The organism is Prescottella agglutinans (assembly GCF_004011865.1).
GTDB classification, from domain to species: domain Bacteria; phylum Actinomycetota; class Actinomycetes; order Mycobacteriales; family Mycobacteriaceae; genus Prescottella; species Prescottella agglutinans.
The window spans coordinates 206172-230351 of sequence record NZ_RKLP01000001.1 but is presented as its reverse complement, the minus strand read 5'-3'; the positions used below and the strand labels follow the sequence as shown (position 1 = coordinate 230351).

Annotated in this window: 22 protein-coding genes and 2 tRNA genes; 13 read left to right on the top strand and 11 right to left on the bottom strand. The window is 69.1% G+C overall.

Features of this window, described 5'->3' with window-relative positions:
• Nucleotides 1-6 precede the first annotated feature (6 nt).
• Entirely contained in the window at nucleotides 7-834 is an 828-nt protein-coding gene (locus EGT67_RS01125; RefSeq protein ID WP_127914207.1) for an alpha/beta fold hydrolase, read from the top strand.
• Nucleotides 835-939: 105 nt separating this feature from the next.
• Here EGT67_RS01125 and EGT67_RS01120 read toward each other — a convergent pair whose 3' ends face one another.
• The 4 genes from EGT67_RS01120 to EGT67_RS01105 all read right to left on the bottom strand — a co-directional run bounded on the left by EGT67_RS01120 (nucleotide 940) and on the right by EGT67_RS01105 (nucleotide 5631).
• Complete coding sequence (locus EGT67_RS01120; RefSeq protein ID WP_127914206.1) at nucleotides 940-1713, bottom strand: SDR family oxidoreductase; 774 nt, start codon at nucleotides 1711-1713, stop codon at nucleotides 940-942.
• Between the two features lie 28 nt (nucleotides 1714-1741).
• Complete coding sequence (locus tag EGT67_RS01115) at nucleotides 1742-3430, bottom strand: FAD-binding protein (RefSeq protein ID WP_127914205.1); 1689 nt, start codon at nucleotides 3428-3430, stop codon at nucleotides 1742-1744.
• Nucleotides 3431-3563: 133 nt separating this feature from the next.
• Complete coding sequence (locus tag EGT67_RS01110; protein WP_421958067.1) at nucleotides 3564-5171, bottom strand: glycoside hydrolase family 13 protein; 1608 nt, start codon at nucleotides 5169-5171, stop codon at nucleotides 3564-3566.
• A gap of 52 nt (nucleotides 5172-5223) precedes the next feature.
• A complete protein-coding gene (locus EGT67_RS01105; RefSeq protein WP_164877451.1) occupies nucleotides 5224-5631 on the bottom strand; it encodes a globin in 408 nt (135 codons plus the stop codon).
• Between the two features lie 158 nt (nucleotides 5632-5789).
• Between EGT67_RS01105 and EGT67_RS01100 the strand changes: the two genes are divergently transcribed.
• The 3 genes from EGT67_RS01100 to EGT67_RS01090 are packed head-to-tail and all read left to right on the top strand — an operon-like array spanning nucleotide 5790 to nucleotide 7219.
• The gene (locus EGT67_RS01100; RefSeq protein ID WP_127914202.1) at nucleotides 5790-6455 is read left to right on the top strand and encodes an HNH endonuclease; all 666 of its coding nucleotides are present in this window, start codon (nucleotides 5790-5792) and stop codon (nucleotides 6453-6455) included.
• Between the two features lie 49 nt (nucleotides 6456-6504).
• Nucleotides 6505-6756, top strand: a complete 252-nt coding sequence (gene ctaJ, locus EGT67_RS01095) for an aa3-type cytochrome oxidase subunit CtaJ (RefSeq protein WP_127914201.1) — start codon at nucleotides 6505-6507, stop codon at nucleotides 6754-6756.
• On the top strand, nucleotides 6743-7219 hold the full coding sequence (locus EGT67_RS01090; RefSeq protein WP_127914200.1) for a DUF5130 domain-containing protein: 477 nt from the start codon (nucleotides 6743-6745) through the stop codon (nucleotides 7217-7219). The genes ctaJ and EGT67_RS01090 overlap by 14 nt, the downstream gene beginning before the upstream one ends.
• A gap of 97 nt (nucleotides 7220-7316) precedes the next feature.
• On the opposite strand, the gene pepN is transcribed toward EGT67_RS01090, so the two are convergent.
• On the bottom strand, nucleotides 7317-9902 hold the full coding sequence (gene pepN / locus EGT67_RS01085; RefSeq protein ID WP_127914199.1) for an aminopeptidase N: 2586 nt from the start codon (nucleotides 9900-9902) through the stop codon (nucleotides 7317-7319).
• A 132-nt stretch (nucleotides 9903-10034) separates the two neighbouring features.
• Nucleotides 10035-11276 (bottom strand): NAD(P)/FAD-dependent oxidoreductase, encoded by a 1242-nt coding sequence (locus EGT67_RS01080; RefSeq protein ID WP_241565837.1) that lies wholly within the window; start codon nucleotides 11274-11276, stop codon nucleotides 10035-10037.
• 156 nt (nucleotides 11277-11432) lie between these two features.
• Here EGT67_RS01080 and EGT67_RS01075 point away from each other — a divergent pair, with 156 nt between their 5' ends.
• From EGT67_RS01075 to EGT67_RS01065, 3 genes are all read left to right on the top strand, one after another.
• Entirely contained in the window at nucleotides 11433-12089 is a 657-nt protein-coding gene (locus EGT67_RS01075) for a mycothiol-dependent nitroreductase Rv2466c family protein (protein ID WP_127914198.1), read from the top strand.
• A 136-nt stretch (nucleotides 12090-12225) separates the two neighbouring features.
• The gene (locus tag EGT67_RS01070; RefSeq protein WP_127914197.1) at nucleotides 12226-12708 is read left to right on the top strand and encodes a ribose-5-phosphate isomerase; all 483 of its coding nucleotides are present in this window, start codon (nucleotides 12226-12228) and stop codon (nucleotides 12706-12708) included.
• Nucleotides 12709-12715: 7 nt separating this feature from the next.
• The gene (locus EGT67_RS01065) at nucleotides 12716-13513 is read left to right on the top strand and encodes an Fpg/Nei family DNA glycosylase (protein ID WP_127914196.1); all 798 of its coding nucleotides are present in this window, start codon (nucleotides 12716-12718) and stop codon (nucleotides 13511-13513) included.
• On the opposite strand, the gene EGT67_RS01060 is transcribed toward EGT67_RS01065, so the two are convergent.
• On the bottom strand, nucleotides 13510-14349 hold the full coding sequence (locus tag EGT67_RS01060) for a GA module-containing protein (RefSeq protein ID WP_127914195.1): 840 nt from the start codon (nucleotides 14347-14349) through the stop codon (nucleotides 13510-13512). The two genes, EGT67_RS01065 and EGT67_RS01060, sit on opposite strands and share 4 nt — an antisense overlap.
• A gap of 102 nt (nucleotides 14350-14451) precedes the next feature.
• On the opposite strand from EGT67_RS01060, the gene dinB reads away from it, so the two are divergent.
• Nucleotides 14452-15711, top strand: coding sequence for a DNA polymerase IV (gene dinB / locus EGT67_RS01055; protein WP_127914194.1), 1260 nt, complete (start codon nucleotides 14452-14454; stop codon nucleotides 15709-15711).
• An 18-nt stretch (nucleotides 15712-15729) separates the two neighbouring features.
• Here dinB and EGT67_RS01050 read toward each other — a convergent pair whose 3' ends face one another.
• Nucleotides 15730-16863, bottom strand: coding sequence for a nitronate monooxygenase (locus tag EGT67_RS01050; protein WP_127914193.1), 1134 nt, complete (start codon nucleotides 16861-16863; stop codon nucleotides 15730-15732).
• 349 nt (nucleotides 16864-17212) lie between these two features.
• A tRNA-Gly gene (locus EGT67_RS01045) sits at nucleotides 17213-17283 on the bottom strand.
• Nucleotides 17284-17421: 138 nt separating this feature from the next.
• Here EGT67_RS01045 and EGT67_RS01040 point away from each other — a divergent pair.
• The 5 genes from EGT67_RS01040 (at nucleotide 17422) to clpX (ending at nucleotide 21979) form a co-directional block, all read left to right on the top strand.
• Nucleotides 17422-17498, top strand: a tRNA-Pro gene (locus tag EGT67_RS01040).
• 89 nt (nucleotides 17499-17587) lie between these two features.
• A complete protein-coding gene (tig, locus tag EGT67_RS01035) occupies nucleotides 17588-18958 on the top strand; it encodes a trigger factor (RefSeq protein WP_127914192.1) in 1371 nt (456 codons plus the stop codon).
• A 130-nt stretch (nucleotides 18959-19088) separates the two neighbouring features.
• Entirely contained in the window at nucleotides 19089-19697 is a 609-nt protein-coding gene (locus tag EGT67_RS01030) for an ATP-dependent Clp protease proteolytic subunit (RefSeq protein ID WP_127914191.1), read from the top strand.
• Between the two features lie 48 nt (nucleotides 19698-19745).
• Nucleotides 19746-20408, top strand: a complete 663-nt coding sequence (locus EGT67_RS01025; RefSeq protein WP_127914190.1) for an ATP-dependent Clp protease proteolytic subunit — start codon at nucleotides 19746-19748, stop codon at nucleotides 20406-20408.
• Nucleotides 20409-20701: 293 nt separating this feature from the next.
• The gene (gene clpX, locus EGT67_RS01020; protein ID WP_127914189.1) at nucleotides 20702-21979 is read left to right on the top strand and encodes an ATP-dependent Clp protease ATP-binding subunit ClpX; all 1278 of its coding nucleotides are present in this window, start codon (nucleotides 20702-20704) and stop codon (nucleotides 21977-21979) included.
• 189 nt (nucleotides 21980-22168) lie between these two features.
• Here clpX and dmpG read toward each other — a convergent pair whose 3' ends face one another.
• Together dmpG and EGT67_RS01010 are read right to left on the bottom strand one after the other, a co-directional pair.
• The gene (dmpG, locus tag EGT67_RS01015) at nucleotides 22169-23191 is read right to left on the bottom strand and encodes a 4-hydroxy-2-oxovalerate aldolase (protein ID WP_206612251.1); all 1023 of its coding nucleotides are present in this window, start codon (nucleotides 23189-23191) and stop codon (nucleotides 22169-22171) included.
• Nucleotides 23192-23193: 2 nt separating this feature from the next.
• Nucleotides 23194-24180 carry an acetaldehyde dehydrogenase (acetylating) gene (locus tag EGT67_RS01010; protein ID WP_206612271.1) on the bottom strand — a complete coding sequence of 329 codons (987 nt, stop codon included), beginning with the start codon at nucleotides 24178-24180 and terminating at the stop codon, nucleotides 23194-23196.

The window sequence follows — 24180 nt, the reverse complement described above, 5'->3', positions numbered from 1 at the left end:
ACTCCCATGAGCGTCAATCTGTCCCGCATCACGATCTCCCGTGGTGACCTGTCCTACTTCGAGGCGACACCCGAAGCCGGTGTCGAGACCAAGGGCACCGTCGTCATGGTTCCCGGCTTCACCGGGTCCCGGGAGGACTTCCTCCCGATGGCGCCGTTCGTCACGGCCGCCGGCTACCGCCTGATCTCGTATTCGCAGCTCGGCCAGTACGACTCGGACGGACCGGACGGCCCCGACGCGGTGGGCGAGTACACGATCGCCAAGTTCGCCCTCGACCTCGCCGAGGTGCTCGACGCGGTGGCACCCGACGAGAAGGTCCACCTCCTCGGGCACAGCTTCGGTGGCCTCGTCACCCGGGCCGCCGTGCTGAACGACCCGGCGCGCTTCCTGGACTACGTGATCCTCGACTCGCCGCCGAACGGGCAGAACCTCGGCGTGGCCGTGGACGTCGGGCAGATCCCGGAGCTGCTGTGGGAGGGCGGCAACGAGGCGCTGTGGAAGGCCATGTTCGGGGCCTTCGAGGAGATCTTCCCGGCGCCGGTCAAGGAGTTCCTGCACAACCGGATCATGGTCACCAGGACCGCGAACATCGCCGGCATCGCCCTCACCATGAGCGCCGAACCGGACCGCGTCGAGGAGCTGGCCGCGACCGGTCTGCCGATCCTGGTCGTCGCGGGCGAGAACGACGTCATTCCGGTGGACGTCCAGGCCGACGCCGCGGCCCGGCTCGGCGTGAAGTTCGAGACCATCGCCGGGGCCGCCCACACGCCGAACGAGGAGAGGCCCGAGGAGCTGACGAAGGTGCTGGTCGACTTCTGGAGCGGGACCGCCTGACGCGGCGGCGCCCGCGGTGGGCGGGCCGCACCGCAGGCGTCACGGTCCGTCGCCGTACCCGTCCGGGTACGGCGACGGACCGTGACGCGGGGGCGTCGACGAGTTCTACTGTCCCATCACGTATTTGACGGTCGGGCCGGCGGTCCAGCCGCCGTCGACGGCGATCTCCGCGCCCGTCACGTAGGACGCGGCGTCGGACAGCAGGTAGGTCACGGCGCCGGCGATCTCGTCGGCCTCGCCGACCCGACCCATCGGGGTGTTCGGGTAGTTGCCCTCGCCCTGCTGGATGCCGACGCCCGCGGTCATCGGGGTGTACGTCATGCCCGGATGGACCGAGTTGACCCGGATCCGGTCGGTGCCCAGTTCGACGGCGGCGATCTTCGACAACCCCCGCACGCCCCACTTCGACGCACCGTATCCCGCGGTGAGCGCCAGGCCCATCAGACCCGCGGCGGACGAGATGTTCACGATCGATCCGCCGCCCGCGGCCCGCATCGGAGCGATGACGGCCTGGATGCCGTTGAACACGCCCACCAGGTTGATGTCGAGTACCTGACGGAAGTGCTCGAGCGGTTCGTGCTCGATGTACTGGCCCGTCGAAACACCCGCGTTGTTCACCAGGCCGGTCAGCGTGCCGAACTCGGCGAGCGCGAACTCGACCGCGGCCCGCCACGCGTCGGCGTCGGTCACGTCCAGGTGGATGTAGCGGGCGGCGTCACCCAGTTCGGCGGCGGTGGCGTGGCCGTCGTCGTCGAGGACGTCGGCGATCACCACCTTCCCGCCGCCGTCGACGATCCGGCGGGCGAACGCGGCGCCCAGACCGCGGGCACCGCCCGTGACGAGAACGACCTTGTCGGACAGCATTGCCGATTCACTCATGTGGCTCACCTTCCAGCTATTCGCGATGTCACTTGCCGCGGGCGGCGTGCCGGGCGCCGATGTAACCGAAGACCATCGCGGGTCCGATGGTGGCGCCCGCGCCCGCGTAGTCGTTGCCCATGACCGAGGCCGACGTGTTGCCGGTGGCGTACAGGCCGTCGATCACGGAACCGTCCGCGCGCAGAACCTGGCCGTTCTCGTTGTACACCAGTCCGCCCTTGGTGCCCAGGTCGCCGGCCCGCATCCGCAGCGCGTAGTAGGGGGCGGTGTCGATCGCGTCGAGCGTGGGGTGCGGCAGGCTCGGGTCGCCGTAGTAGTTGTCGTACGCGCTCTCGCCGCGGTGGAAGTCCTCGTCCCGCCCGTTTCGGACGAATCCGTTGAAACGGGAGAGTGTTTCGGTGAGGCTCGCACCCGGGACGTCGATCTTGTGCGCCAGTTCCTCGATGGTGTCGGCGACGACGATCAGGCCGCCGTCGATCCACGACTTGGGGAACTTCTGGCCCGGCATGATGCCGCCGATCGGGTAGCGCTTCTTGGCGCGTTCGTCGAACACGAACCAGGTGGGCTCGTGACCGCCGGCCAACTGGTCGTGCACGAACGTCACGTACGGGGCCGCCTCGTTCGTGAACCGCTTGCCGTGCTGGTCGACGATGATCGACCGGGGGACGGACCGCTCCGCGACCATCACCTGGACGATGCCGTCGGGGCGCTGGAACGACGGCATCCACCACGCGTCGTCCATGAGATCGACTGCGCCGCCGACCTGCTGACCCGCCACGATGCCGTCGCCGGTGTTGTGCTTCGACGCCGCGCTGAAGTTGTCGCGGCCGCCCTCGGGGAGGTACGCCTTGCGCATCTCCTCGTTGAACTCGAAGCCGCCGGTCGCGAGGATGACGCCGCGTCGAGCGCGGATCCGGACCGGACGTCCACCACGCTCGGCGACCAGTCCGATCACCGCACCAGCGTCGTCGGTGACGAGTGACTGCATCGGGGTGTCGAGCCACAGCGGCACACCGGCGTCCTTGAGCGCCAGGCGAAGCCGGGCGATCAGGGCACGGCCGAGGGTGTCCATGTGGCGGCGGAGCAGGATCGCTTTGACGGCATTGAGCCCGGTCTTCAGCGCGGCGAACTTCGCCTTCCACGTACGCATCACCATGTTGAGCTGCACGAAGTCCTTGGACGTGATGAACAGGCCGGGCGGCGTCGCGAGCGCTGCGGGGCGCAGCAGGGCCTCGTCGGCGCCGAGCTTCTTCAGGTCCACCGGCAGCGGCTCGATGGTCCGGCCCGCGGGACGACCGCCCGGCTGCTCCGGGTGGTAGTCGGAGTACCCGGTGCACCACTGGAAGCGCATGTGCGGGCTGGTGGTCTCGAGGAACGCGAGCGTCTTCGGGCCCTCGTCGATGAAGGCGTCGAGGTTCGCCGACGGAACCCGGTCGCCGAGCACCGCGTCGAGGTAGCGGCGGACGTCCTCGCGGGAATCACCCAGGCCCTCGCGGATCAGCAGCGGGTTGTTCGGTACCCACACGCCGCCGCCGGACAGCGCCGTGGCGCCGCCGTAGACGTCGGCCTTCTCGATGAGGAGCGTGTCCAGCCCCTCGGCGGCGCCGGCCAACGCGGCGGTGAAGCCGCCTGCGCCACTGCCGACCACCAGAAGGTCCACCTCGTGATCCCAGTGGGCGTCGGTGGACTGGTCGGTCTGATGGGAATCGGTCGACATCGCGGATCTCCTGAAGGTGCGTGGGGGAGCCGCCGGCCGAGGTGTGTGCCTCGGGGCACGGCGCGCCCACGACCCTAGGAAGCGTGCGAAGGGCGGCGAAATCGTTTCTCCCGCTGTGCGGGAGGTCTCCGGGTCAGATCAGCCAGGCCGCGGAGTCGGCGGGCAGCAACCCGTCGGCGAGTGGGCGGCTCGCGATGACGACCGTGCCGGACGGCAGCTCGATCGGTTCGTCGGTCGAGTTCAGCACGCAGATCAGCCCGCCCGGGCGGCGGAACGCGAAACATCCGGGAGGGCTTCCGTACCAGGCGATGTCGTCACCCGTGCACTCCGGCAGCGTGGCGCGCAGTTCGAGGGCCGAACGGTACAGCGACAACGTCGAACCGACATCCTCGAGCTGCGCCTCGACGGTCGACTGCGCCCACTCCGGCGGGATCGGCAGCCACGTGTCCGGGGACGTCGAGAAGCCGAACGGTGGGTGCGCCCCCTCCCACGGCAGCGGCACCCGACAGCCGTCCCGGCCGCGCTCGGTGTGCCCCGACCGCTCCCACACCGGGTCCTGCAGGACCGCGTCCGGCAGGTCCACGTTCGGCAGTCCCAGTTCGGCGCCGTTGTAGATGAACGACGCGCCCGGCAGCGCGAGTTCGACGAGCGCCATCGCGCGGGCGCGGGCGACGCCGCGGTCGCCGCCGCCGTACCGGGTCACCTCCCGCTCGACGTCGTGATTCGACAGCGTCCACGTGGGCGTGCCGCCGACCCGGGCCACGGCGTCGAGGGAGTTCTCGACGGCCGCCCGCACCGCGTCGGCGTCGAACGAGGTCTCGGCGAGGCGGAAGTTGAAGCCCAGGTGGAGTTCGTCGGGGCGGATGTACTCGCCGAACCGCTCGTTGTCGCGCACCCAGATCTCGCCGACCGACATCGCGTGCGGGTACTCGTTCATGATCGTGTGGATGCCGCGGTGGATCTCGTGGACGCCGGGATTGTTGAACCGCGGATCGTCGTCGTCGTTGCGGAGCAGGGCGTTGGTGTCCCAGTCGTGGTCGGGGAGGCCCTCGGGCTTGGCCATCCCGTGCGCGACGTCGATCCGGAACCCGTCGATGCCGCGCTGCAGCCAGAACCGCAGCGTCTGCCCCAGGTCCGCGAACACCTCGGGATTGTCCCAGTTCAGATCGGGCTGCTCGGCGGCGAAGATGTGCAGGTACCACTGTCCGGGGGTGCCGTCGGATTCGGTGATCCGGGTCCAGGCGGGACCACCGAAGACGCTCGGCCAGTTGTTGGGCGGCTGCGAACCGTCCGGTCCGCGGCCGTCGCGGAAGATGTAGCGGTCGCGCGCGTCGCCGCCGGGTGCGGCCGCGAGGGCCTCCCGGAACCACGGGTGCTCGTCGCTGGTGTGGTTCGGGACGAGGTCCATCGTCACCCGGATCCCGCGCGCGTGCGCGGCGGCGATCAGCGCGTCCATCGTCGCGAGGTCACCGAACAGCGGGTCGATGTCGCGCGGATCGGACACGTCGTAGCCGTGATCGGCCATCGGTGACCGCATGACCGGACTGAGCCACAGCGCGTCCACCCCCAGCAGTTCGAGGTAGCCCAGACGGTCGATCACCCCGCCGAGGTCGCCCACGCCGTCGCCGCCCGAGTCCGAGAACGACCGCGGATAGATCTGGTAGAAGACGGCGTCCGACCACCACGGACGTGCGTCGGCCGGCGCGCTGGCGGACTGCTCCTCACGGCTGGTCACAGTCACTCATAGTGCCGCATCGAGGGCGCCCGGAGAGGCGTATGGAACTGTGTCGCGGCTACACCGGCGAGTTGACCATCGACGCCGCGGCCATCTCCATGTAGTCGACGAGGGCGCGGCGGTGCGGTTCGTCGAGGGTCTTCTCGTCGATCGACGCGATCGCCGTGTGCATGCACCGCAGCCACGCGTCCCGCTCGATCGGCCCGATCTTGAACGGGTTGTGCCGCATCCGCAGGCGTGGATGCCCGCGCTCCTCGGAGTACGTCCGGGGCCCGCCCCAGTACTGCTCGAGGAACATGCGCATGCGCCGCTCGGCCGGTCCGAGGTCCTCCTCGGGGTACAGCGGCCGGACCACTTCGTCCTTGGCCACTTCCTCGTAGAACCGCGCGGTGAGCTTGCGGAACGTCTCGGCTCCGCCCACTGCCTCGTAGAAGGTCTGCTGCGTCGTGTGGTTCGTCTCAGTCATGTCGTGCTCCATTGTGCCTGTCTCCGCCGACTGCGCGCCGTTCACCGGGCCTGCGTGCCGCCCGATGTTCACCCGGTATGCGCCGATTTTTTCGCCGAAATGGGTGTGCGCGACCCGATCATCCGTGGTCAACTTGGGGCAGTCTTCGCGGAGGTGGCATGACACACCGAAAGAACGTGCGATCGCACCGACAACTCGTGCCCACTGATGTGCGGGATAACCGCATGTCGGGGGCTTTTCCGCTGCACGTCATCCCCGAGCCCGGGCCGTCCGGACTCATCTCACCGCAGGGCGGCGCGCCGACCACCTGGAACAAGCGCCGGGTCCTGCTGCTCAATGCCACCTTCGAACCCCTCACCGCCCTGCCCGCCCGCCGCGCGGTCGTGCTGATGGTGTGTGACAAGGCCGACGCCGTCCACGAGGACCCGCTGGGGCCGGTCATCCACTCCGAGGGCTACGCGCTCCAGGTCCCGTCCGTCATCCGGCTCCGCAACTACGTGCGGGTGCCGTACCGGACCCGGATACCGATGACCCGGGCCGCGCTGATGCACCGCGACCGGTTCCGGTGCGGCTACTGCGGCGACAAGGCCGAGACCATCGACCACGTCGTCCCGAGAAGCCGCGGCGGCGGACACACATGGGAGAACTGCGTCGCCTGCTGCGCGCCGTGCAACCACCGCAAAGCGGACAAACTGCTCGCCGAGCTGGGGTGGACGCTCCGCACGGCACTCGTGCCGCCGTCGGGTCCGCACTGGCGTCTGCTGGCGAGCACCACCGAGGTGCACCCGACGTGGATTCCGTATCTCGGCGAGGGCGCGGCCTGATTCGGCCCCGGCGCTTCCATTTCGGCAGGACTGGGCTACGGTTTGCGTCGTGAGCATTCTCGAGACAGTGCTGATATTCGTAGGGATTCCCGCCCTGGTGATCGCGGTCCTCGGCCTCCTGTCCATCCCGGTCAGGCGGTCGGCCAACACCCTCCCGGCGGAGTACCGCCTCGGTGAGCAGTGGACGTACGGCCCGGTGCTGTGGAGCGCCACCGACGAGGCGACCACCCACAGTCACCACTCGGCGCACGCCGCTGCTGGTGCAGATCTGATCGGAGGTTCGGCAAGTGGCAAGTGGTGACGTTCTCCAGTCCTCGGCGGTCGCGCCCGCGGATCTGCCGGTCGGCACGGTGGTGACCACCAGCGGTCGCCTCTCCGGTGTGCACCGCGTCGGCGAGCTCGTCGACCTGCCGCCGTTCACGACCGACGAGCTCGTGCGCCTCGACGACGCGCTCATCGACGCGACCCGCCTGACCCAGGTGCGGTTCAACGTCTTCGTCGGCGATCTCGGCGAGAACCCGGCCGCCGGCGCGGACGCCGTCTTCCCGAACACCCCCGAGGCCGAGCGCTCGGTCCTGATCGCGGTGTCCCCGAACCAGCGGGCCATCGAGGTCCGCGGTGGCCGCCGGATCGGCAACCGCGTGACCGACCGCGTCGCCCAGCTCGGTGTCACGGCCGCCGTCGCGTCGTTCGGCGAGGGCAACCTGATCGACGGTCTCGTCTCGGCCCTGCGCGTGATGAGCGCGGCGATCGCGCCCAAGTAATCCCTGCACTCAGGCGCTCCACCCCCGGTGGCCCGATGTCAGCGGTTCAGTTCGACTGAACACGCGCGACATCGGGTCATCGGCGTTTCGGGGGACGTCAGGTGGCGTCGAACGCGCGGGCCTTCAGCGACCGGACGATGCCGGCCTTGCCCTCGACCACCAGGCGGCGCAGCGCCGGGGGGTGCTCGCCGGCGAGGAACGCGTCGGCCGCGGCCACCGATTCCTCACTGATCGACCACGACGGGTACAGCCCGACGACGACGGTCTGCGCCACCTCGCTCGACCGTCGCTCCCACACCGCGGGGATCTCCGCGAAGTAGCGCGCGACGTACGGTTCGAGCAGCTGGGACTGCCCCGGCGCGACGATGCCGCCGATGATGGCGCGGGCGGTGATGTTCGGGACCGTGTCGTCGTCGAACACCGTCGTCCAGGCGGTCTCCTTGACCACGGCCTGCGGGCGCGCCGCCGCCGCCGAAGCGGCCTGTCGTGCCCCGGCGGCGGTGGGGTCGCGCTGCGCCTCGGAGTCGATGAACGGGGTCTCCGGTACGTCCGCGTCCACCTCGCCGGCGGCCGCGAGCGCGTGCACGAGCCGCCAGCGCAGGTCGGTGTCGACGACGAGCCCGGGCAGGCCCACGGTCGTCGGATCGGTGGTGTCGAGCAGTTCCTGCAGGATCTCGGTGTGCCACGCCGACAGCTGCGACCCGGTCAGCGCGTTGACGAACGCCAACTGGTGGTCCGAGCCGGCCTCGGCCTCGCGGGCCAGTTCGAGCAGCCGGTCCGCGAACGCCGGCCAGCCGAACGCGTCCGCCCACCCGGGCTCGGCGTACGCCGACAGCGCGGTCTGCGCCTGCAGCAGCAGTCGCTGCACGACGCCGACCTCCGTCTCGGCACCGATGCCGCGCTGGACGAGGCTGACGAAGTCGCGGGCGCGCATCTCGGCCTGCCGGGTCATCTCCCACGCCGCGGACCAGGCGAGCGTGCGGGGAAGCGGCTCGGCGATGTCCCCGATCCGGCCGACGAGGGTGTCGAGCGAGTCGCGGTCCAGACGCAGCGAGCAGTAGGTGAGGTCGTCGTCGTTGACGAGCACCAGCTTGCCGCGCGGGACGCCCACCAGTTCGGGGACCTCGGTGCTGGGGCCCTCGACGTCGAGCTCGACGCGGTGGGTCCGGACGAGCTTGCCGGTGGCCGGGTCGTCGTCGTAGACGCCGACCGCGAGCCGGTGCACGCGGGTCTCGCCGGCACCCGGCTCGGCGCCCTCCTGCAGCACCGCGAACCGCGAGAACGTGCCGTCGGGCTCGATCTGGAAGTCCGGGCGCAGGATGTTCAGGCCCGTGGTCTTGAGCCACTGCGCACCCCAGCCCGACAGGTCGCGGCCGGACGCCTTCTCCAGCGCCCGCAGCAGGTCGTCGAACGTCGCGTTCCCGAATGCGTGCTCGGCGAAGTAGTCGCGCAGGCCGGACATGAACGGCTCGAGCCCGACGTACGCGACGAGTTGCTTGAGCACGCTGGCGCCCTTGGCGTACGTGATGCCGTCGAAGTTCACCTCCACCGCCGCCAGGTCCGGGATGTCCGCGGCGATCGGGTGCGTCGACGGCAGCTGGTCCTGCCGATACGCCCACGACTTCTCGACGTTCGCGAATGTGGTCCACGCGTTGGTGTACTCGGTGGCCTCGGTCTGGCACAGCACCGACGCGAACGTCGCGAACGACTCGTTGAGCCACAGGTCGTCCCACCACTGCATGGTGACGAGGTCGCCGAACCACATGTGCGCCATCTCGTGCAGCACCGTCTCGGCGCGCCGCTCGTACGAGTAGCGGGTCACCTTGGAGCGGAACACGTAGTCCTCGAGGAACGTCACCGCGCCCGCGTTCTCCATCGCGCCCGCGTTGAACTCGGGAACGAACAGCTGGTCGTACTTGCCGAACGCGTACGGGATCCCGAAGTTGCGGTGGTAGAAGCCGAAGCCCTGCTTGGTCTCGGTGAACAGCCGGTCGGCGTCCATGTACTCGGCGAGCGAGGAACGGCAGTAGATGCCGAGCGGGATGGTGCCGTGCTCGTCGGTGTAGCTGTCCGTCCACTCCGCGTACGGGCCGGCGATAAGCGCGACCAGGTAGGTGCTCATGCGGGGCGTGGTGCGGAAGACGTGCCGGCCCGGCGTCGCCGCCAGCGTCTGCACGGTCTCGGCGTTGGAGACCACCTTCCACTCCTCCGGCGCGGTGACCGAGATGTCGAAGGTGGCCTTGAGATCCGGCTGGTCGAAGCACGCGAACATGCGCTTGGCGTCGGCGGTCTCGAACTGCGAGTACAGGTACACCGCGTCGTCGGTCGGGTCGACGAACCGGTGCAGACCCTCGCCGGTGTTCGTGTAGATGCAGTCGGCGTCCACCACCAGTTCGTTGGTCTCGGCCAGGCCGTCGAGCGCGATCCCGGTGGCCTCGTCGTACGACGACACGTCGACCGGCGATCCGTTGAGCACCGCGGAATGCACTGTGGCGGCGATGATGTCGATGAACGTCGAGGATCCGGCGGTGGCGCCGAACGTGACGGTGGTACGTGAGCGGAAGGTCTTCTCGCCCGGACGGCCGGAGCCGTCGGTGAGGTCGAGGTCGATGCTGTAGTTGTCGACGGACACCAGCGCCGACCGATCGGCGGCCTGTTCGCGGGTCAGATTCGGTGGGGCCACGGAGATCTCCTCGTCAAGGATGGACAATCGGCTCACTGCTATCCCACCACGCGTCACCCTCCTCCCGCGATTTGCGCACTTGTCGCGGGGATTTCGGGGTCCGAGGCGCGGCAAGTGCGCACAACGCGGGGGTCAGGGGAGGAGGGTGGGGAGGGCGACGGCGGGGTCGGCGAGCCGGGCGGGGTCGACCGGACCGGAGAACGCGACGAGCGCCTTGATGTCGTCGGTGACGTCCCAGATGTTGACGTTCATCCCGGCCAGGACGTGGTTCTCCTCGTCGAGCCAGAACGCGAGGAACTCGCGCCCCGCGACGTCGCCGCGGGTGACCACCTTCGAGTACGTCGGCGCCCAACCCACGTACTCCATGCCGAGGTCGTACTGGTCGGTGAAGAAGTACGGCAGGTTCGTGTACTCCTCGGGGTGCCCGAGCATCGTCGCGGCCGCGATCGCCGGCTGGTTCAGCGCGTTCGCCCAGTGCTCGACACGGACCCGGGCCGCCAACAGCGGATGCTGCTGCGCCGCGATGTCCCCGACGGCCACGATGTCGGGATCGCTGGTGGTCAGGTTCCCGTTCACGAGCACCCCGCCGTCGACGGAAAGCCCGGCGGACTCGGCGATCTCGACATTCGGTTGCGCGCCGACCGCGACCAGCACCGCGTCCGCGGGCAGCACAGTGCCGTCGCCGAGGCGGACGCCGTCGGCGCGACCGTCGGACACGGTGATCTCCTCGACCTTCGCGCCGAAGCGGAAGTCGACGCCGTGTTCGCGGTGCAGATCGGCGAACACCGCGCCCATCTCCTTGCCGAGCGCGGCGAGCAGCGGCAGTTCGGAGGCCTCGACGATCGAGACGGACACGTCCCGGTTCCGCGCGCCCGACGCGATCTCCAGCCCGATCCACCCCGCACCCACGATCGCCAACCGTGACCCGGGCGCGAGCGCCGCGATGAGGGCATCCGACTCGTCGATCGTGCGCAGGTAGTGCACGCCCGCGGCGTCCGCGCCGCGGATCGGGGGGCGGCGTGACCGCGACCCCGTCGCGAGGGCCAGCTTGTCGTAGGCGACGGTGGAGCCGTCCGGCAGGACCACGTGCTTGCGCTCCCGGTCGATCGCCGTCGCCTTGGTCCCCAGCCGCACGTCCACGTGGTGATCGCGGTACCAGTCGCCGTGCTGCACCGTGAAATCGGGCAATTCCTTCTTGCCCGCGACGTGCTCCTTCGACAGCGGCGGCCGCTCGTACGGGAGATGCTCCTCCTCGCACAGGAGGACGATTGCCCCGTCGAAGTCCCTGTCCCTCAACGATTCTGCGATCTTTGCGCCGGCCAGGCCGCCGCCGACGACGACGAACGTGCGATTCGATGGCTCGTGGAGTGTCACGGGAGGCTCCGTCCCCGAGTCGTCGACGACCGTCGCTGTCGACCGTCGCGTCGACTCTCGCTGGTGGCTGTCCTCCACCGACACTATCCGGGGTCGGGGGTGTGCGGGAAGGATTCCCGCGGGGTCGTGGTTGTCTTGAACCGAGAGGTGTGACGGATGTCGCGCCACAGGACGAGGGAGACACGCGTGAGTGCAAAGACCGCCGGCGACGCCAAGGACACCGTCGACTTCTGGTTCGACCCGCTGTGCCCGTGGTGCTGGATCACGTCGCGCTGGATCCTGGAGGTCACCGAGGTCCGCGACATCGACGCCAACTTCCACGTCATGAGCCTCGCCGTGCTCAACGAGGGACGCGAGCTGCCCGAGGAGTACCGCGAGCTGATGGCCCAGGCGTGGGGCCCGGTGCGCGTGCTGATCGCGGCCGCGCAGCAGCGGGGCGACGACATCCTGCTGCCGCTCTACACCGCGATGGGCACCCGGATCCACAACGAGGGCAACAAGGACCTGGCCGACGTGATCGTCAAGTCGCTGGCCGAGCTGGAGCTGCCCGCGGAGCTGGCCGCCGCCGCGGACAGCGACGAGTTCGACGCCGAGCTGCGGCGCAGCCACCACGCCGGCATGGACAAGGTGGGCGACGACGTCGGCACCCCGACGATCCACGTCAACGGGACCGCGTTCTTCGGTCCGGTCCTCTCGCGCATCCCGCGCGGCGAGGACGCCGGCAGGGTGTGGGACGGCACCGTCGCGCTGGCGTCGTACCCGCACTTCTTCGAGCTCAAGCGCACCCGCACGGAGGATCCCCAGTTCGACTGATCGACGGTTCGGGCACGGGGACTTCCGAGCGGATTCGCGGGCGTCGCGGGTGGGCACGTCGTGACAGCGTGCCCACCGCGTGCCCGCCCCAGTCCCCACCGTCGTCGGGTCCGCGCCGCCTGTCAGAATTGAGGTCATGCGCGTATACCTGGGTGCCGACCACGCCGGCTTCGAACGCAAGAACCAGATCATCGAACACCTCACCGCGAACGGCCACGAGGCCATCGACTGCGGTGCACACGTCTACGACGCCGTCGACGACTACCCGGCCTTCTGCATCGAGGCGGCCCGCCGCGTCGTCGCCGACCCGGGCAGCCTGGGCCTGGTGCTCGGCGGCAGCGGCAACGGCGAGCAGATCGCCGCGAACAAGGTCCCCGGCGCCCGCTGCGCGCTGGCGTGGAGCGTCGAGACCGCGCAGCTCGCGCGTCAGCACAACAACGCCCAGCTCATCGGCATCGGCGGCCGCATGCACTCCCTCGAGGAGACCCTCGCGATCGTCGACGCCTTCCTGTCGACCGAGTGGTCGGACGAGGAGCGCCACCAGCGCCGCATCGACATCCTCGCCGAGTACGAGAAGACCGGCGTCGCGCCCGCCGTTCCCGAGGCCCCCGAGGCCTAGGAGCACCTTGCCCGAGGGACACACCCTGCACCGCCTCGCTCGTCTCCACCAGCGACGGTTCGCGGGATCACCGGTGCAGGTGTCGAGCCCGCAAGGACGATTCGCCGAGGACGCGGCCCTGATCGACGGCCGCGTCCTCGTGCGTTCGGACGCGTGGGGCAAACACCTGTGGCACCACTACGAGAACGGTCTCGTGGTGCACGTCCACCTGGGCCTGTACGGGAAGTTCACCGAGTCCGCGGTGCCGCTCGACGAGCCCGTCGGGCAGGTGCGCATGCGCATCGTCGGCGCCGAGTACGGCGCCGACCTGCGCGGGCCCACCGCCTGTGAGGTGCTGCACCCGCCGCAGGTCGCCGCCATCGAGGCCAGGCTGGGTCCGGACCCGCTGCGCAAGGACGCCGACCCCGACCGCGCCTGGGCTCGGATCTCGAAGTCGCAGACTCCGATGGGTGCGCTGCTGATGGACCAGGCGGTCCTCGCCGGCGTCGGCAACGTCTACCGCGCCGAGATCCTGTTCCGGCACAACATTCATCCGGAACGCCCCGGCAAGAAGGTCGCCCGCGCCGAGTTCGACGCGATGTGGGCCGACCTCGTCGACCTCATGAACGTCGGGGTGCGCCGCGGCAAGATGCACGTCGTGCGTCCCGAGGACGATCACGGCGATCCGGCGTACGCGAAGGACCGGCCGCGCACCTACACCTACCGCAGAGCAGGATCGGCGTGCCGCATCTGCGGCACGCCGATCGCTCACACTGTCATGAAGGGGCGCAACCTGTTCTGGTGCCCCGGTTGTCAGGCCGACTAGAAGTCGAAGCCGCCGAAGTCTCCGCCTCCGAAGTCGCCTCCGCCGAAGTCCCCGCCGCCCCAGTCGCCGCCACCGAAGTCGCCTCCGCCGTCGCCCATAGCGCCGTAGTCGGTGTCGCCGCCTCCGAAGTCGCCGCCGTCACCGCCGTCGGCACCCGCGTCACCGGCATCGGCCTCGGCATCGGCCTGGCCGGCCTCGTACCCGTCGGCGAACTCGTTGGCGTCGTACGGGACACCGGACATGCCCGAGAACAGGGCCGAGAACAGGAACATCGAGCCGACGCCCCACGCACCCGCGACGAGGGCCGGCTTCCACCACGGCTCGGAGTACCAGCCGGCCGGGACCGGACGACCGGCGACGCGGCCACCCGGGTAGTAGTTGGGCGTGCGCGCCGACGGGTTCGGCGACGCGGACACCTGACGGCCCTCGAACTCGATCTCGCGGTCCTCGGTGACCGAACCGGCCGACTTCTGGCCGTCGATGCTCGGCACCTCGGGGCCGGGATCCATGCCCATCGCCGTGCGCGCGGCACGGATGTAGTACAGCCCCTCGAGCGCGGTCTGCTTCGCCAGGCGAGCCTGCACCGGAGTGGTTGCCTGCTCGATCTGCGAACCGGCCGCGGTGTAGCGCTCGGACGCGTCGGCGAGCGCCTGCTTGGAGGCGTCGTCGTTGCCGACGAGGTTGTAGACCTGGCCACCCAGTCGTTCGATCGCCTGGCGTGCATCCGCCTTGGCGTCTTCGAGTTGGTTCGCCGAGTGGCCCTTGTTCTTGTTCTGGCTCTTCATGACCAGAAAGACGACGGCGCCGAGTACGGCGACGATGAGAAGGAGTTCCACGGGGTGCCTTCCGGAGGCGACAAATCGGACAACCTCCAGGATACCGGGACGGGGTGACCTACGACTCGGACACGAACGGCTGTCGGTGGTCGATGCGAACATATGTTCGTGTCCGATGGTTGTGATGTGCCGCGCGAGGACCCGGTGCGCGCCGAGGCGACGATCCTGCATGCCGACCTGGACGCGTTCTACGCCTCGGTCGAGCAGCGCGACGACCCGAGCCTGCGGGGGCGACCGGTGATCGTCGGTGGGGGAGTCGTCCTCGCGGCGAGCTACGAGGCCAAGGCGTTCGGGGTCCGGACGGCCAGCAGCGGCGCCCAGGCCATGCGACTGTGCCCGCACGCGATCGTCGTGCGACCGCGGATGTCGGCCTACGCGGAGGCCAGCCGCGCGGTCTTCGACGTCTTCCGGCGCACGACGCCGCTGGTCGAGGGCATCTCCATCGACGAGGCATTTCTCGATGTCGGTGGGCTGCGTCGCATCGCGGGCGGCCCGGTGCGGATCGCGGAGCGGCTTCGGCGGGACGTGCGCGAGGAGGTCGGGCTGCCGATCACCGTGGGTGTCGCCCGGACGAAGTTCCTGGCCAAGGTCGCGAGCGCGGTGGGGAAGCCCGACGGGTTGCTGCTGGTGCCGCCGGATCGTGAACTCGACTTCCTGCACCCGCTGCCGGTCGAGCGGCTGTGGGGCGTCGGCGCCGTCACCTCCCGCAAGCTGCGCGACCACGACGTCCGGACCGTCGGGCAGCTGGCGAGCCTCTCCGAGCGGGAACTGTCCATGGTCGTCGGATCCGCGGCGGGACGGCACCTGCACGCGCTCGCCTGGGCCCGCGACCCGAGGCGGGTGCAGACCGGGCGCCGGCGCGGGTCGATGGGTGCGCAGCACGCGCTCGGCGGTCGGCGGCGAAGCTTCGAGGAGATCGAGACGACGGCCGCCGCGCTGGTGGACCGGGTGGCACGGCGGCTGCGGGGAGCGGGCTGGGTGTGCCGCACGGTGGTGCTGCGGATGCGGTTCGCCGATTACGGCCGAGCCACCCGCTCGACGACGCTCGTCGAGGCGTCGGCGCGCACCGAGACCATCCTGGCCGCGGTACGGTCGCTGCTCGAACACGCGCGGCCGCTCATCGCCGAGCGGGGCCTGACGCTGGTGGGCGTCGCGCTGTCGAATCTCGACCGCGAGGGCGCCGAGCAGCTGGCTCTGCCGTTCGAGCCGGACACCGGGACCCCGGTCACGGAGTCCGACGGCGTCCGGCTCGACGGTGCGCTCGACGCGGTCCGGGCGAAGTTCGGGTCGGTCGCGGTCACCCGCGCCGCGCTGCTCGGCCGCGATCGCGGCGAGAGCGTCCCGATCCTGCCCGACGAGTGATCGCGGGTCGGGCGACGGTCAGGCGTCGGCGGCGGCGTTCAGCTGCTCGAGGGTGCCCGTCGCCTCCAGGTACTCCTGCACCCACCGCTCGATGACCGCCGAGGTCTTCTCCACCTTGGTGAACTGGCCCACGACCTGGCCCACCGGGTTGAACGCGACGTCGACGGTCTCGTCCGGGTACTTGTGGGTGGCGGCGACGGCCATCCCGGACACCATGTACTGCAGCGGCATGCCGAGCGGCTCCGGGTTGCCCTCCTTCTCCCATGCCTCGGTCCAGTCGTTGCGCAGCATCCGGCAGGGCTTGCCGGTGAACGAGCGGCTGCGGACGGTGTCGCGGCTCGTCGCGTTGGCGTAGGCGGCCTGCTGGACGGCGGTGTTCTCGGCCTCCTCGACCATCAGCCACTGCGAGCCCGACCACGCGCCCTGGGCGCCCAGTGCCAGTGCCGCGGCGATCTGCTGGCCGCTGCCGATGCCGCCGGCGGCCAGCACCGGGACCGGCGCGACCTCCTTGACGACCTGCGGCCACAGCACGATCGAGCCGACCTCGCCGCAGTGGCCGCCGCCCTCGCCGCCCTGCGCGATGATGATGTCGACACCGGCGTCCGCGTGCTTGCGGGCCTGGTAGGGCGAGCCGCACAGTGCCGCGACCTTGCGTCCGGCCGCGTGGATGTGCGCGATCATGTCCGCCGGCGGCGTGCCGAGGGCGTTGGCGATCAGCGTGACCTTGGGGTGCTGGAGCGCCACCTCGACCTGCGGGGTGGCGGTGGCCTCGGTCCAGCCCAGCAGCTGCAACGCGTTCTCGTTGGGATCCTCGGGAACCGGGACGCCGTGGTCGGTGAGGATGCCGCGCGCGAAGTTCAGCGTCTCCTGCGGCACCATCGACTGCAGCATCGTCTTGAGTTCGTCGCCCGACAGGTTCGAGTCCATGCCCTCGTACTTGTTCGGAATCACGATGTCGACGCCGTACGGGTGGTCGCCGATGTGCTCGTCGATCCACTTGAGCTCGATCTCCAGCTCTTCGGGGGTGAAGCCCACGGCGCCGAGCACGCCGAATCCGCCGGCCTTGCTGACGGCGACCACGACATCGCGGCAATGGGTGAACGCGAAGATCGGGAACTCGATACCGAGTTCGTCGCAGAGGGGGGTGTGCATCCGGCACTCCTTCGTGAGCAGTGGAATCCTGTGAAATCCGTAGAAGACTTGTAACAGGTTCCACCGCCGGTTGGGAAGAGTCGACGGATGCGTCGAGCGGCCCGAAAGGGGCGCGCCCGACCGCGGGCGAACGGCCGCGCCGGACTGTGAGACATGTCACGAAGGTGGCCGGGTTCGGGGTGGAGGCGTCGCCGGTGGTGAGGGGGTGCCCGCCGCCGGCGGGTGCGCCGAGGCCGCCCGGACCGGCGGGGTGCGTGCGGCGGCGTTCGATACGGGAAAGGGGCCCGGAAAACGACGAAACCCCGGGCCTTCCGCGTTTCCGCAGATGGTCCGGGGTTTTCCCTCTGAGAGGGGATGACGGGAATCGAACCCGCGTAATCAGTTTGGAAGACTGAGGCTCTACCATTGAGCTACATCCCCGTGCATACGACATTTGTGGGATCGCCAGCGATGCCGTGTGCGAGATGAGACTGTACCGACCTCGCTTTGGATTTCATAATCGGGGGGCCGTAGGATTCTGCCTCGGGTCCTCGCGAGGTTCGCGAGGTCCTCTTCGGACGGGGTGTGGCGCAGCTTGGTAGCGCATCCGCTTTGGGAGCGGAGGGTCGCAGGTTCAAATCCTGTCACCCCGACCAATCGCGCGACGGGGCTGCGTATGCAGCGCTGGCGCGCGAGCAACGACATAACGAACTAAGAGCATCACCACTACGAAGGAGCCAGATCCGTGAAGAGCACCGTCGAGCAGCTCAGCCCGACGCGAGTCCGTATCAACGTTGAGGTGCCCTTCGAGGAGCTCAAGCCTGATTTCGACAAGGCCTACAAGGCGCTCGCGCAGCAGATCCGTCTCCCCGGCTTCCGCCCGGGCAAGGCGCCGGCCAAGCTGCTCGAGGCTCGCGTCGGCCGCGGCGCCGTGCTCGAGCAGGTCGTCAACGACGCCCTGCCGTCCCGCTACTCGGAGGCCGTCTCGGCCTCGGACGTGAAGGTCATCGGCCAGCCGGAGATCGACATCACCAAGCTCGAGGACGGCCAGGAGCTCGTCTTCACCGCCGAGGTCGACGTCCGCCCCGAGATCACCCTCCCCGACTTCGCCACCATCGCCGTCGAGGTCGACCCGATCGAGGTCACCGACGAGGCCGTCGCCGAGCAGCTGCTGTCGCTCCGTCAGCGTTTCGGCACCCTCAAGGGTGTCGAGCGTGCCGTGCAGGACGGCGACTTCATCTCCATCGACCTGTCCGCCACCGTCGACGGTGAGGCCGTTCCGGAGGCCACCGCGTCCGGTCTGTCCCACGAGGTCGGCTCGGGCCAGCTGATCGAGGGCCTGGACGAGGCCGTCGTCGGCGTCGCTGCCGGCGAGTCGAAGGAGTTCACCTCCAAGCTGGTCGCCGGTGAGCACGTCGGCAAGGACGCCGTCATCACCGTCGCCGTCAACACGGTCAAGGAGCGCGAGCTGCCCGAGGCCGACGACGAGTTCGCCCAGATGGCAAGCGAGTTCGACACCCTCGCCGAGCTGGAGGCCGACCTGCGCGAGCGCGTCGGACGCGTCCGCAAGGTCGAGCAGGCCGGCCAGATCCGCGACAAGGTTCTGGAGACCCTGCTCGAGACCGTCGAGGTTCCGCTGCCCGAGGCTGTCGTCCAGGCCGAGGTCGACGCGGCCCTGCACGACGCCGTTCACGGCCTGGACCACGACGAGGAGAAGCTGAACGAGCTCCTCGAGGCCCAGGGCACCACGCGCGAGCAGTTCGACGCGGACGCCAAGGAGGCCGCCGAGCGCTCGGTGAAGACCCAGCTGCTGCTCGACGCGATCGCCGACGCCGCGGGCACCACCGTCGGCCAGGACGAGCTCACCGAGCGCATCCTGTTCCAGGCGCAGCGCTACGGCATGGCGCCGGAGCAGTTCATCCAGCAGATCCAGCAGGCCAACCAGCTCGGCGCGGTCTTCGCGGACGTGCGTCGCGGCAAGGCCCTCGCGGGTGTCGTCGACGCCGCCACCGTCACCGACACCGCCGGCGAGACGATCGACACCGCCGAGATGTTCGGAACCGCCGAGCCGGCCTCCGACGAGGCGGCCGACGCCGAGGGCGACGAGCAGAAGTAGTTCTTCTGCCCGCCGGACGGCGAGCAGGTTTTCCGCTTTCAGCGAAGTAGGGCGGCACCGGGACTCCGGTGCCGCCCTACTTCGTTAGTGTCTGTGTCAGGAACCAACGACTTATCAGAAGGCAGGTACCGTGACTTACCAGAATCCCGCCATGACTTCGGCCACCTCCGGCCTGAATCTCAGCGACTCGGTGTTCGAACGCCTGCTTCGCGAGCGCATCATCTTCCTCGGTACGCAGGTGGACGACGACATCGCGAACAAGCTGTGCGCCCAGATCCTGCTGCTGTCGGCCGAGGATCCCACGCGGGACATCAACCTGTACATCAACTCGCCCGGTGGTTCGGTCACGGCCGGTATGGCCATCTTCGACACCATGCAGTTCGCGGAGTGCGACGTCGCGACCTTCGGCATGGGCTTGGCCGCCTCGATGGGGCAGTTCCTGCTCTCGGCCGGCACGAAGGGCAAGCGGTACGCCCTGCCCCACGCGCGGATCATGATGCACCAGCCGTCGGCCGGCATCGGCGGCACCGCGTCGGACATCGCGATCATGGCCGAGCAGTTCGCGCACACCAAGCGCGAGATGGCCGAGCTCATCGCCGAGCACACCGGTCAGACGGTCGAGCAGATCACCGCGGACTCGGACCGTGACCGTTGGTTCACCGCCCGGGAGGCGCTCGAGTACGGCTTCGTCGACCACGTCGTCACCCGCGCGCGGCAGGCCGGCGGCGCAGGCAACTAGGCCCGCGCCCGCATCCGCCCTACCGCTCAGACCATCCTTGGAGAACTGATGACCAACATGTTCGATCCCCGCGCGCTCGGCGGACAGGCTCCGGCCGGTGCGCAGTCCCGTTACATCCTGCCGTCGTTCATCGAGCACTCCAGCTACGGCGTCAAGGAGTCCAACCCGTACAACAAGCTGTTCGAGGAGCGCATCATCTTCCTCGGCACGCAGGTCGACGACGCGTCGGCGAACGACATCATGGCCCAGCTGCTGGTGCTCGAGTCGCTCGATCCGGACCGCGACATCACCATGTACATCAACTCGCCCGGCGGCTCGTTCACGTCGTTGATGGCGATCTACGACACGATGCAGTACGTCCGCGCCGACATCACGACCGTGTGCCTCGGCCAGGCGGCGTCGGCGGCGGCGGTGCTGCTCGCGGCCGGTACCCCCGGCAAGCGTCTGGCGCTGCCGAACGCCCGCGTGCTGATCCACCAGCCGGCCACCGGCGGCATCCAGGGTCAGGTCTCCGACCTCGAGATCCAGGCGGCGGAGATCGAGCGGATGCGTCGTCTCATGGAGACCACGCTGTCGAAGCACACCGGCAAGGATCCCGACGTGATCCGCAAGGACACCGATCGCGACAAGATCCTCACCGCCGAGGAGGCCAAGGAGTACGGCATCATCGACAACGTGCTCGAGTACCGGAAGCTGTCCGCCCAGAAGTGATGTCGGGCGTCCCGGCTCACCGACACGCCGAGCGATCGGATTGCGGTGGGCCGGGGTGTACGCCGGTCAAGCTTGGGCATTCCGCGTTGACCACGCGGATGTGATTCAGGTGTCGGAATCGTGTTCGCCGTGCGGGAATCACCGGCTTTCGGTCGACCTCGTTCCCGATCTGCGGGTACGGTCACACCATGAGCCCTCGATCCTGAGCCGAGGAAGCGGAGCCGCCGTCCGGCGGGCCGTGTGAGTCGGGTGGGGATGCTCGCACGTAGACAAGGAAGTAGGGACCTTACGAGATGGCACGCATCGGTGACGGCGGCGATCTGCTCAAGTGCTCGTTCTGCGGTAAGAGCCAGAAGCAGGTCAAGAAGCTCATTGCGGGACCTGGGGTCTACATCTGCGACGAATGCATCGATCTGTGCAACGAGATCATCGAAGAGGAACTCGCCGAGTCGAGTGAGGTCAAGCTCGACGAGTTGCCCAAGCCCGCGGAGATCCGCGAGTTCCTCGAGAATTACGTCATCGGCCAGGACGCAGCGAAGCGGACGCTGGCGGTGGCCGTGTACAACCACTACAAGCGGATCCAGGCCGGCGATCGCGGCCGCGACGCCCGCGGCGAGACCGTCGAACTGGCGAAGTCCAACATCCTGATGCTGGGCCCCACCGGTTGCGGCAAGACGTACCTGGCGCAGACGCTCGCGAAGATGCTGAACGTGCCGTTCGCGATCGCGGATGCGACGGCGCTGACCGAGGCCGGATACGTCGGCGAGGACGTCGAGAACATCCTGCTCAAGCTGATCCAGGCGGCCGACTACGACGTCAAGCGCGCCGAGACGGGCATCATCTACATCGACGAGGTCGACAAGATCGCCCGCAAGAGCGAGAACCCGTCGATCACCCGCGACGTCTCCGGCGAGGGCGTGCAGCAGGCGCTGCTGAAGATCCTCGAGGGAACGCAGGCGAGTGTGCCCCCGCAGGGCGGCCGCAAGCACCCGCATCAGGAATTCATCCAGATCGACACCACCAACGTGCTGTTCATCGTCGCCGGTGCGTTCGCGGGCCTCGAGAAGATCGTCTCGGACCGAGTAGGCAAGCGCGGCATCGGTTTCGGTGCCGAGGTGCGGTCCAAGGCGGAGATCGACACGCAGGATCACTTCGCCGAGGTGATGCCCGAGGATCTGATCAAGTTCGGCCTGATCCCCGAGTTCATCGGCCGTCTGCCGGTCGTGGCGTCGGTGACGAACCTCGACAAGGACTCGCTGGTCAAGATCCTGTCCGAGCCCAAGAACGCGCTCGTCAAGCAGTACACCCGACTGTTCGAGATGGACGGCGTGGAACTCGAGTTCTCCGTCGACGCACTCGAGGCGATCGCCGACCAGGCCATCCACCGGGGCACCGGAGCGCGTGGTCTGCGCGCGATCATGGAGGAAGTCCTGCTGCCGGTGATGTACGACATCCCCAGCCGCGACGACGTCGCCAAGGTGGTCGTCACCGCCGAGACCGTCAACGACAACGTGCTGCCGACGATCGTGCCGCGCAAGCCGGAGCGCGAGCGCCGCGACAAGTCGGCCTAGCCGCACCCAGCAGAAACGACACTGCCGCCCGACCTCCGTGAGGAGGTCGGGCGGCAGTGTCGTTCACGGGTGCCTCGGGTGCCCGGCATGCCGGTGGTCGCCCGGCGCGCCGACGGTCGCCGTGAACGACGAAGGTCGGACCCGTTCGCACGGGTCCGACCTTCGTCAGGAGCTGAGGCTGTCAGCGACTCACGCGGAGGCGTCGGCCTTGTTCAGCAGGTCGAGCGCGATGTCGACGATCATGTCCTCCTGGCCGCCGACGAGGCTGCGCTTGCCGACCTCGAGCAGGATGGTGCGGGCGTCGAGACCGTAGTCCTTGGCCGCCTTCTCCGCGTGGCGGAGGAAGCTCGAGTACACGCCGGCGTAGCCGAGGGTCAGGGTCTCGCGGTCGACGCGAACCGGGCGATCCTGCAGCGGGCGGACGATGTCGTCGGCCGCGTCCATCAGCTTGAACACGTCGCAGCCGTGCTCCCAGCCGTACAGGTCCGCGACACCGATGAACGCCTCGATCGGGCAGTTGCCGGCGCCGGCGCCCTGGCCCGCGAGGGAGGCGTCGACGCGGTACACGCCGTTCTCCACGGCGACGACGCTGTTGGCCACCGAGAGCGAGAGGTTCTCGTGTGCGTGGATGCCGATCTGGGTGTCGGCGTCGAGCACGTCACGGTAGGCCCGGATGCGGGCGCGGACGTCGTCCATCGTCAGGCGTCCGCCCGAGTCGGTGACGTACACGCAGTGCGCGCCGTACGACTCCATGAGCTTGGCCTGCTGGGCGAGCAGCTCCGGCGGGGCCATGTGGCTCATCATGAGGAAGCCGGAGACGTCCATGCCGAGCTCGCGAGCCTTCGCGATGTGCTGCGCGGAGACGTCGGCCTCGGTGCAGTGGGTCGCGATGCGGATGGACTGCACGCCCAGCTTGTGGGCGTGCTCGAGCTCCTCGATGGTGCCGATGCCCGGCAGCAGCAGCGTGGTGAGCTTGGCGTTCTTCACCACATCGGCGGCAGCCTCGATCCACTCCCAGTCGGTGTTGCTGCCCGGGCCGTAGTTGAGCGAGCCACCGGCGATGCCGTCACCGTGCGAGACCTCGATGGCGTCGACGCCGGCCTCGTCGACCGCCTTCGCGATCCGGGCCACGTTCTCCGGGGTCATCCGGTGCCGGACGGCGTGCATGCCGTCGCGCAGGGTGACGTCCTGGATGTAGATCTTGGTGGACACGCTCAGACCTCCGCGGGGGTGTTGGTGCGCGCGGCGATCAGGCGGCGCGCGATGGACTCGGCGGTGCGCTGGGCGGCCGAGGTCATGATGTCGAGGTTGCCGGCGTACGCGGGCAGGTAGTCGGCTGCGCCCTCGACCTCGAGGAACACGGTGACCTTGGTGGTGACCGGGCCGGCGCCCTCGGGCAGCAGGGTGTGGACGGGCTCGTCCGCCGTGATCGGCGTGAACTGCACCTCCTGCTTGAGGCGGTAGCCGGGCACGTACTCGGCGACGCGGTCGGTCATCTCCTTGACCGAGGCGCGGATCGCCTCCTGGTCGGCGTCGCCGACCAGCGCGAGGACCGTGTCACGCATGAGCATGGGCGGCTCGGCCGGGTTCAGGATGATGATCGCCTTGCCGCGGCCGGCGCCGCCGACCTGCTGGATGGCGTTCGAGGTGGTCTCGGTGAACTCGTCGATGTTGGCGCGGGTACCGGGGCCGGCCGACTTCGAGGAGATCGAGGCGACGATCTCGGCGTAGGGGACCGGGGTGACAGCCGCGATGGCCGCGACCATCGGGATGGTCGCCTGACCACCGCAGGTCACCATGTTGAGGTTGTCGAGGTCCTCGTCGAGGTGCTCCTCGAGGTTGACCGGCGGCACCACGAACGGGCCGATCGCGGCCGGGGTGAGGTCGATGATCTTCTTGCCGAACGGGGCGAGCTTCTCGCAGTTGGCGATGTGCGCCTTCGCCGACGTCGCGTCGAGCACGATGTCGATCTTGTCGAAGCCGTCCAGCGCGATGAGGCCGTCGACACCCTCCGAGGTGGTGGGCACGCCGAGACGCTCCGCGCGGGCGAGACCATCCGAGGTGGGATCGATGCCGACCATGGCACCCATCTCGAGCACGTCGGACTTGTTCAGGACCTTGATCATCAGGTCGGTGCCGATGTTGCCCGGCCCGATGATGGCGACCCGAATCTTCTTCGAATCAGCGTTGTTCGTCACGAT

Excerpts from the sequence above, each read along its gene's own strand:
- EGT67_RS01125 (WP_127914207.1), top strand. The coding sequence starts at position 7 with ATGAGCGTCAATCTGTCCCGCATCACGATCTCCCGTGGTGACCTGTCC.
- EGT67_RS01120 (WP_127914206.1), bottom strand. The coding sequence starts at position 1,713 with ATGAGTGAATCGGCAATGCTGTCCGACAAGGTCGTTCTCGTCACGGGC.
- EGT67_RS01115 (WP_127914205.1), bottom strand. The coding sequence starts at position 3,430 with ATGTCGACCGATTCCCATCAGACCGACCAGTCCACCGACGCCCACTGG.
- EGT67_RS01105 (WP_164877451.1), bottom strand. The coding sequence starts at position 5,631 with ATGACTGAGACGAACCACACGACGCAGCAGACCTTCTACGAGGCAGTG.
- EGT67_RS01100 (WP_127914202.1), top strand. The coding sequence starts at position 5,790 with ATGACACACCGAAAGAACGTGCGATCGCACCGACAACTCGTGCCCACT.
- EGT67_RS01075 (WP_127914198.1), top strand. The coding sequence starts at position 11,433 with ATGTCGCGCCACAGGACGAGGGAGACACGCGTGAGTGCAAAGACCGCC.
- EGT67_RS01070 (WP_127914197.1), top strand. The coding sequence starts at position 12,226 with ATGCGCGTATACCTGGGTGCCGACCACGCCGGCTTCGAACGCAAGAAC.
- dinB (WP_127914194.1), top strand. The coding sequence starts at position 14,452 with ATGTTCGTGTCCGATGGTTGTGATGTGCCGCGCGAGGACCCGGTGCGC.
- EGT67_RS01050 (WP_127914193.1), bottom strand. The coding sequence starts at position 16,863 with ATGCACACCCCCCTCTGCGACGAACTCGGTATCGAGTTCCCGATCTTC.
- EGT67_RS01025 (WP_127914190.1), top strand. The coding sequence starts at position 19,746 with ATGACCAACATGTTCGATCCCCGCGCGCTCGGCGGACAGGCTCCGGCC.
- clpX (WP_127914189.1), top strand. The coding sequence starts at position 20,702 with ATGGCACGCATCGGTGACGGCGGCGATCTGCTCAAGTGCTCGTTCTGC.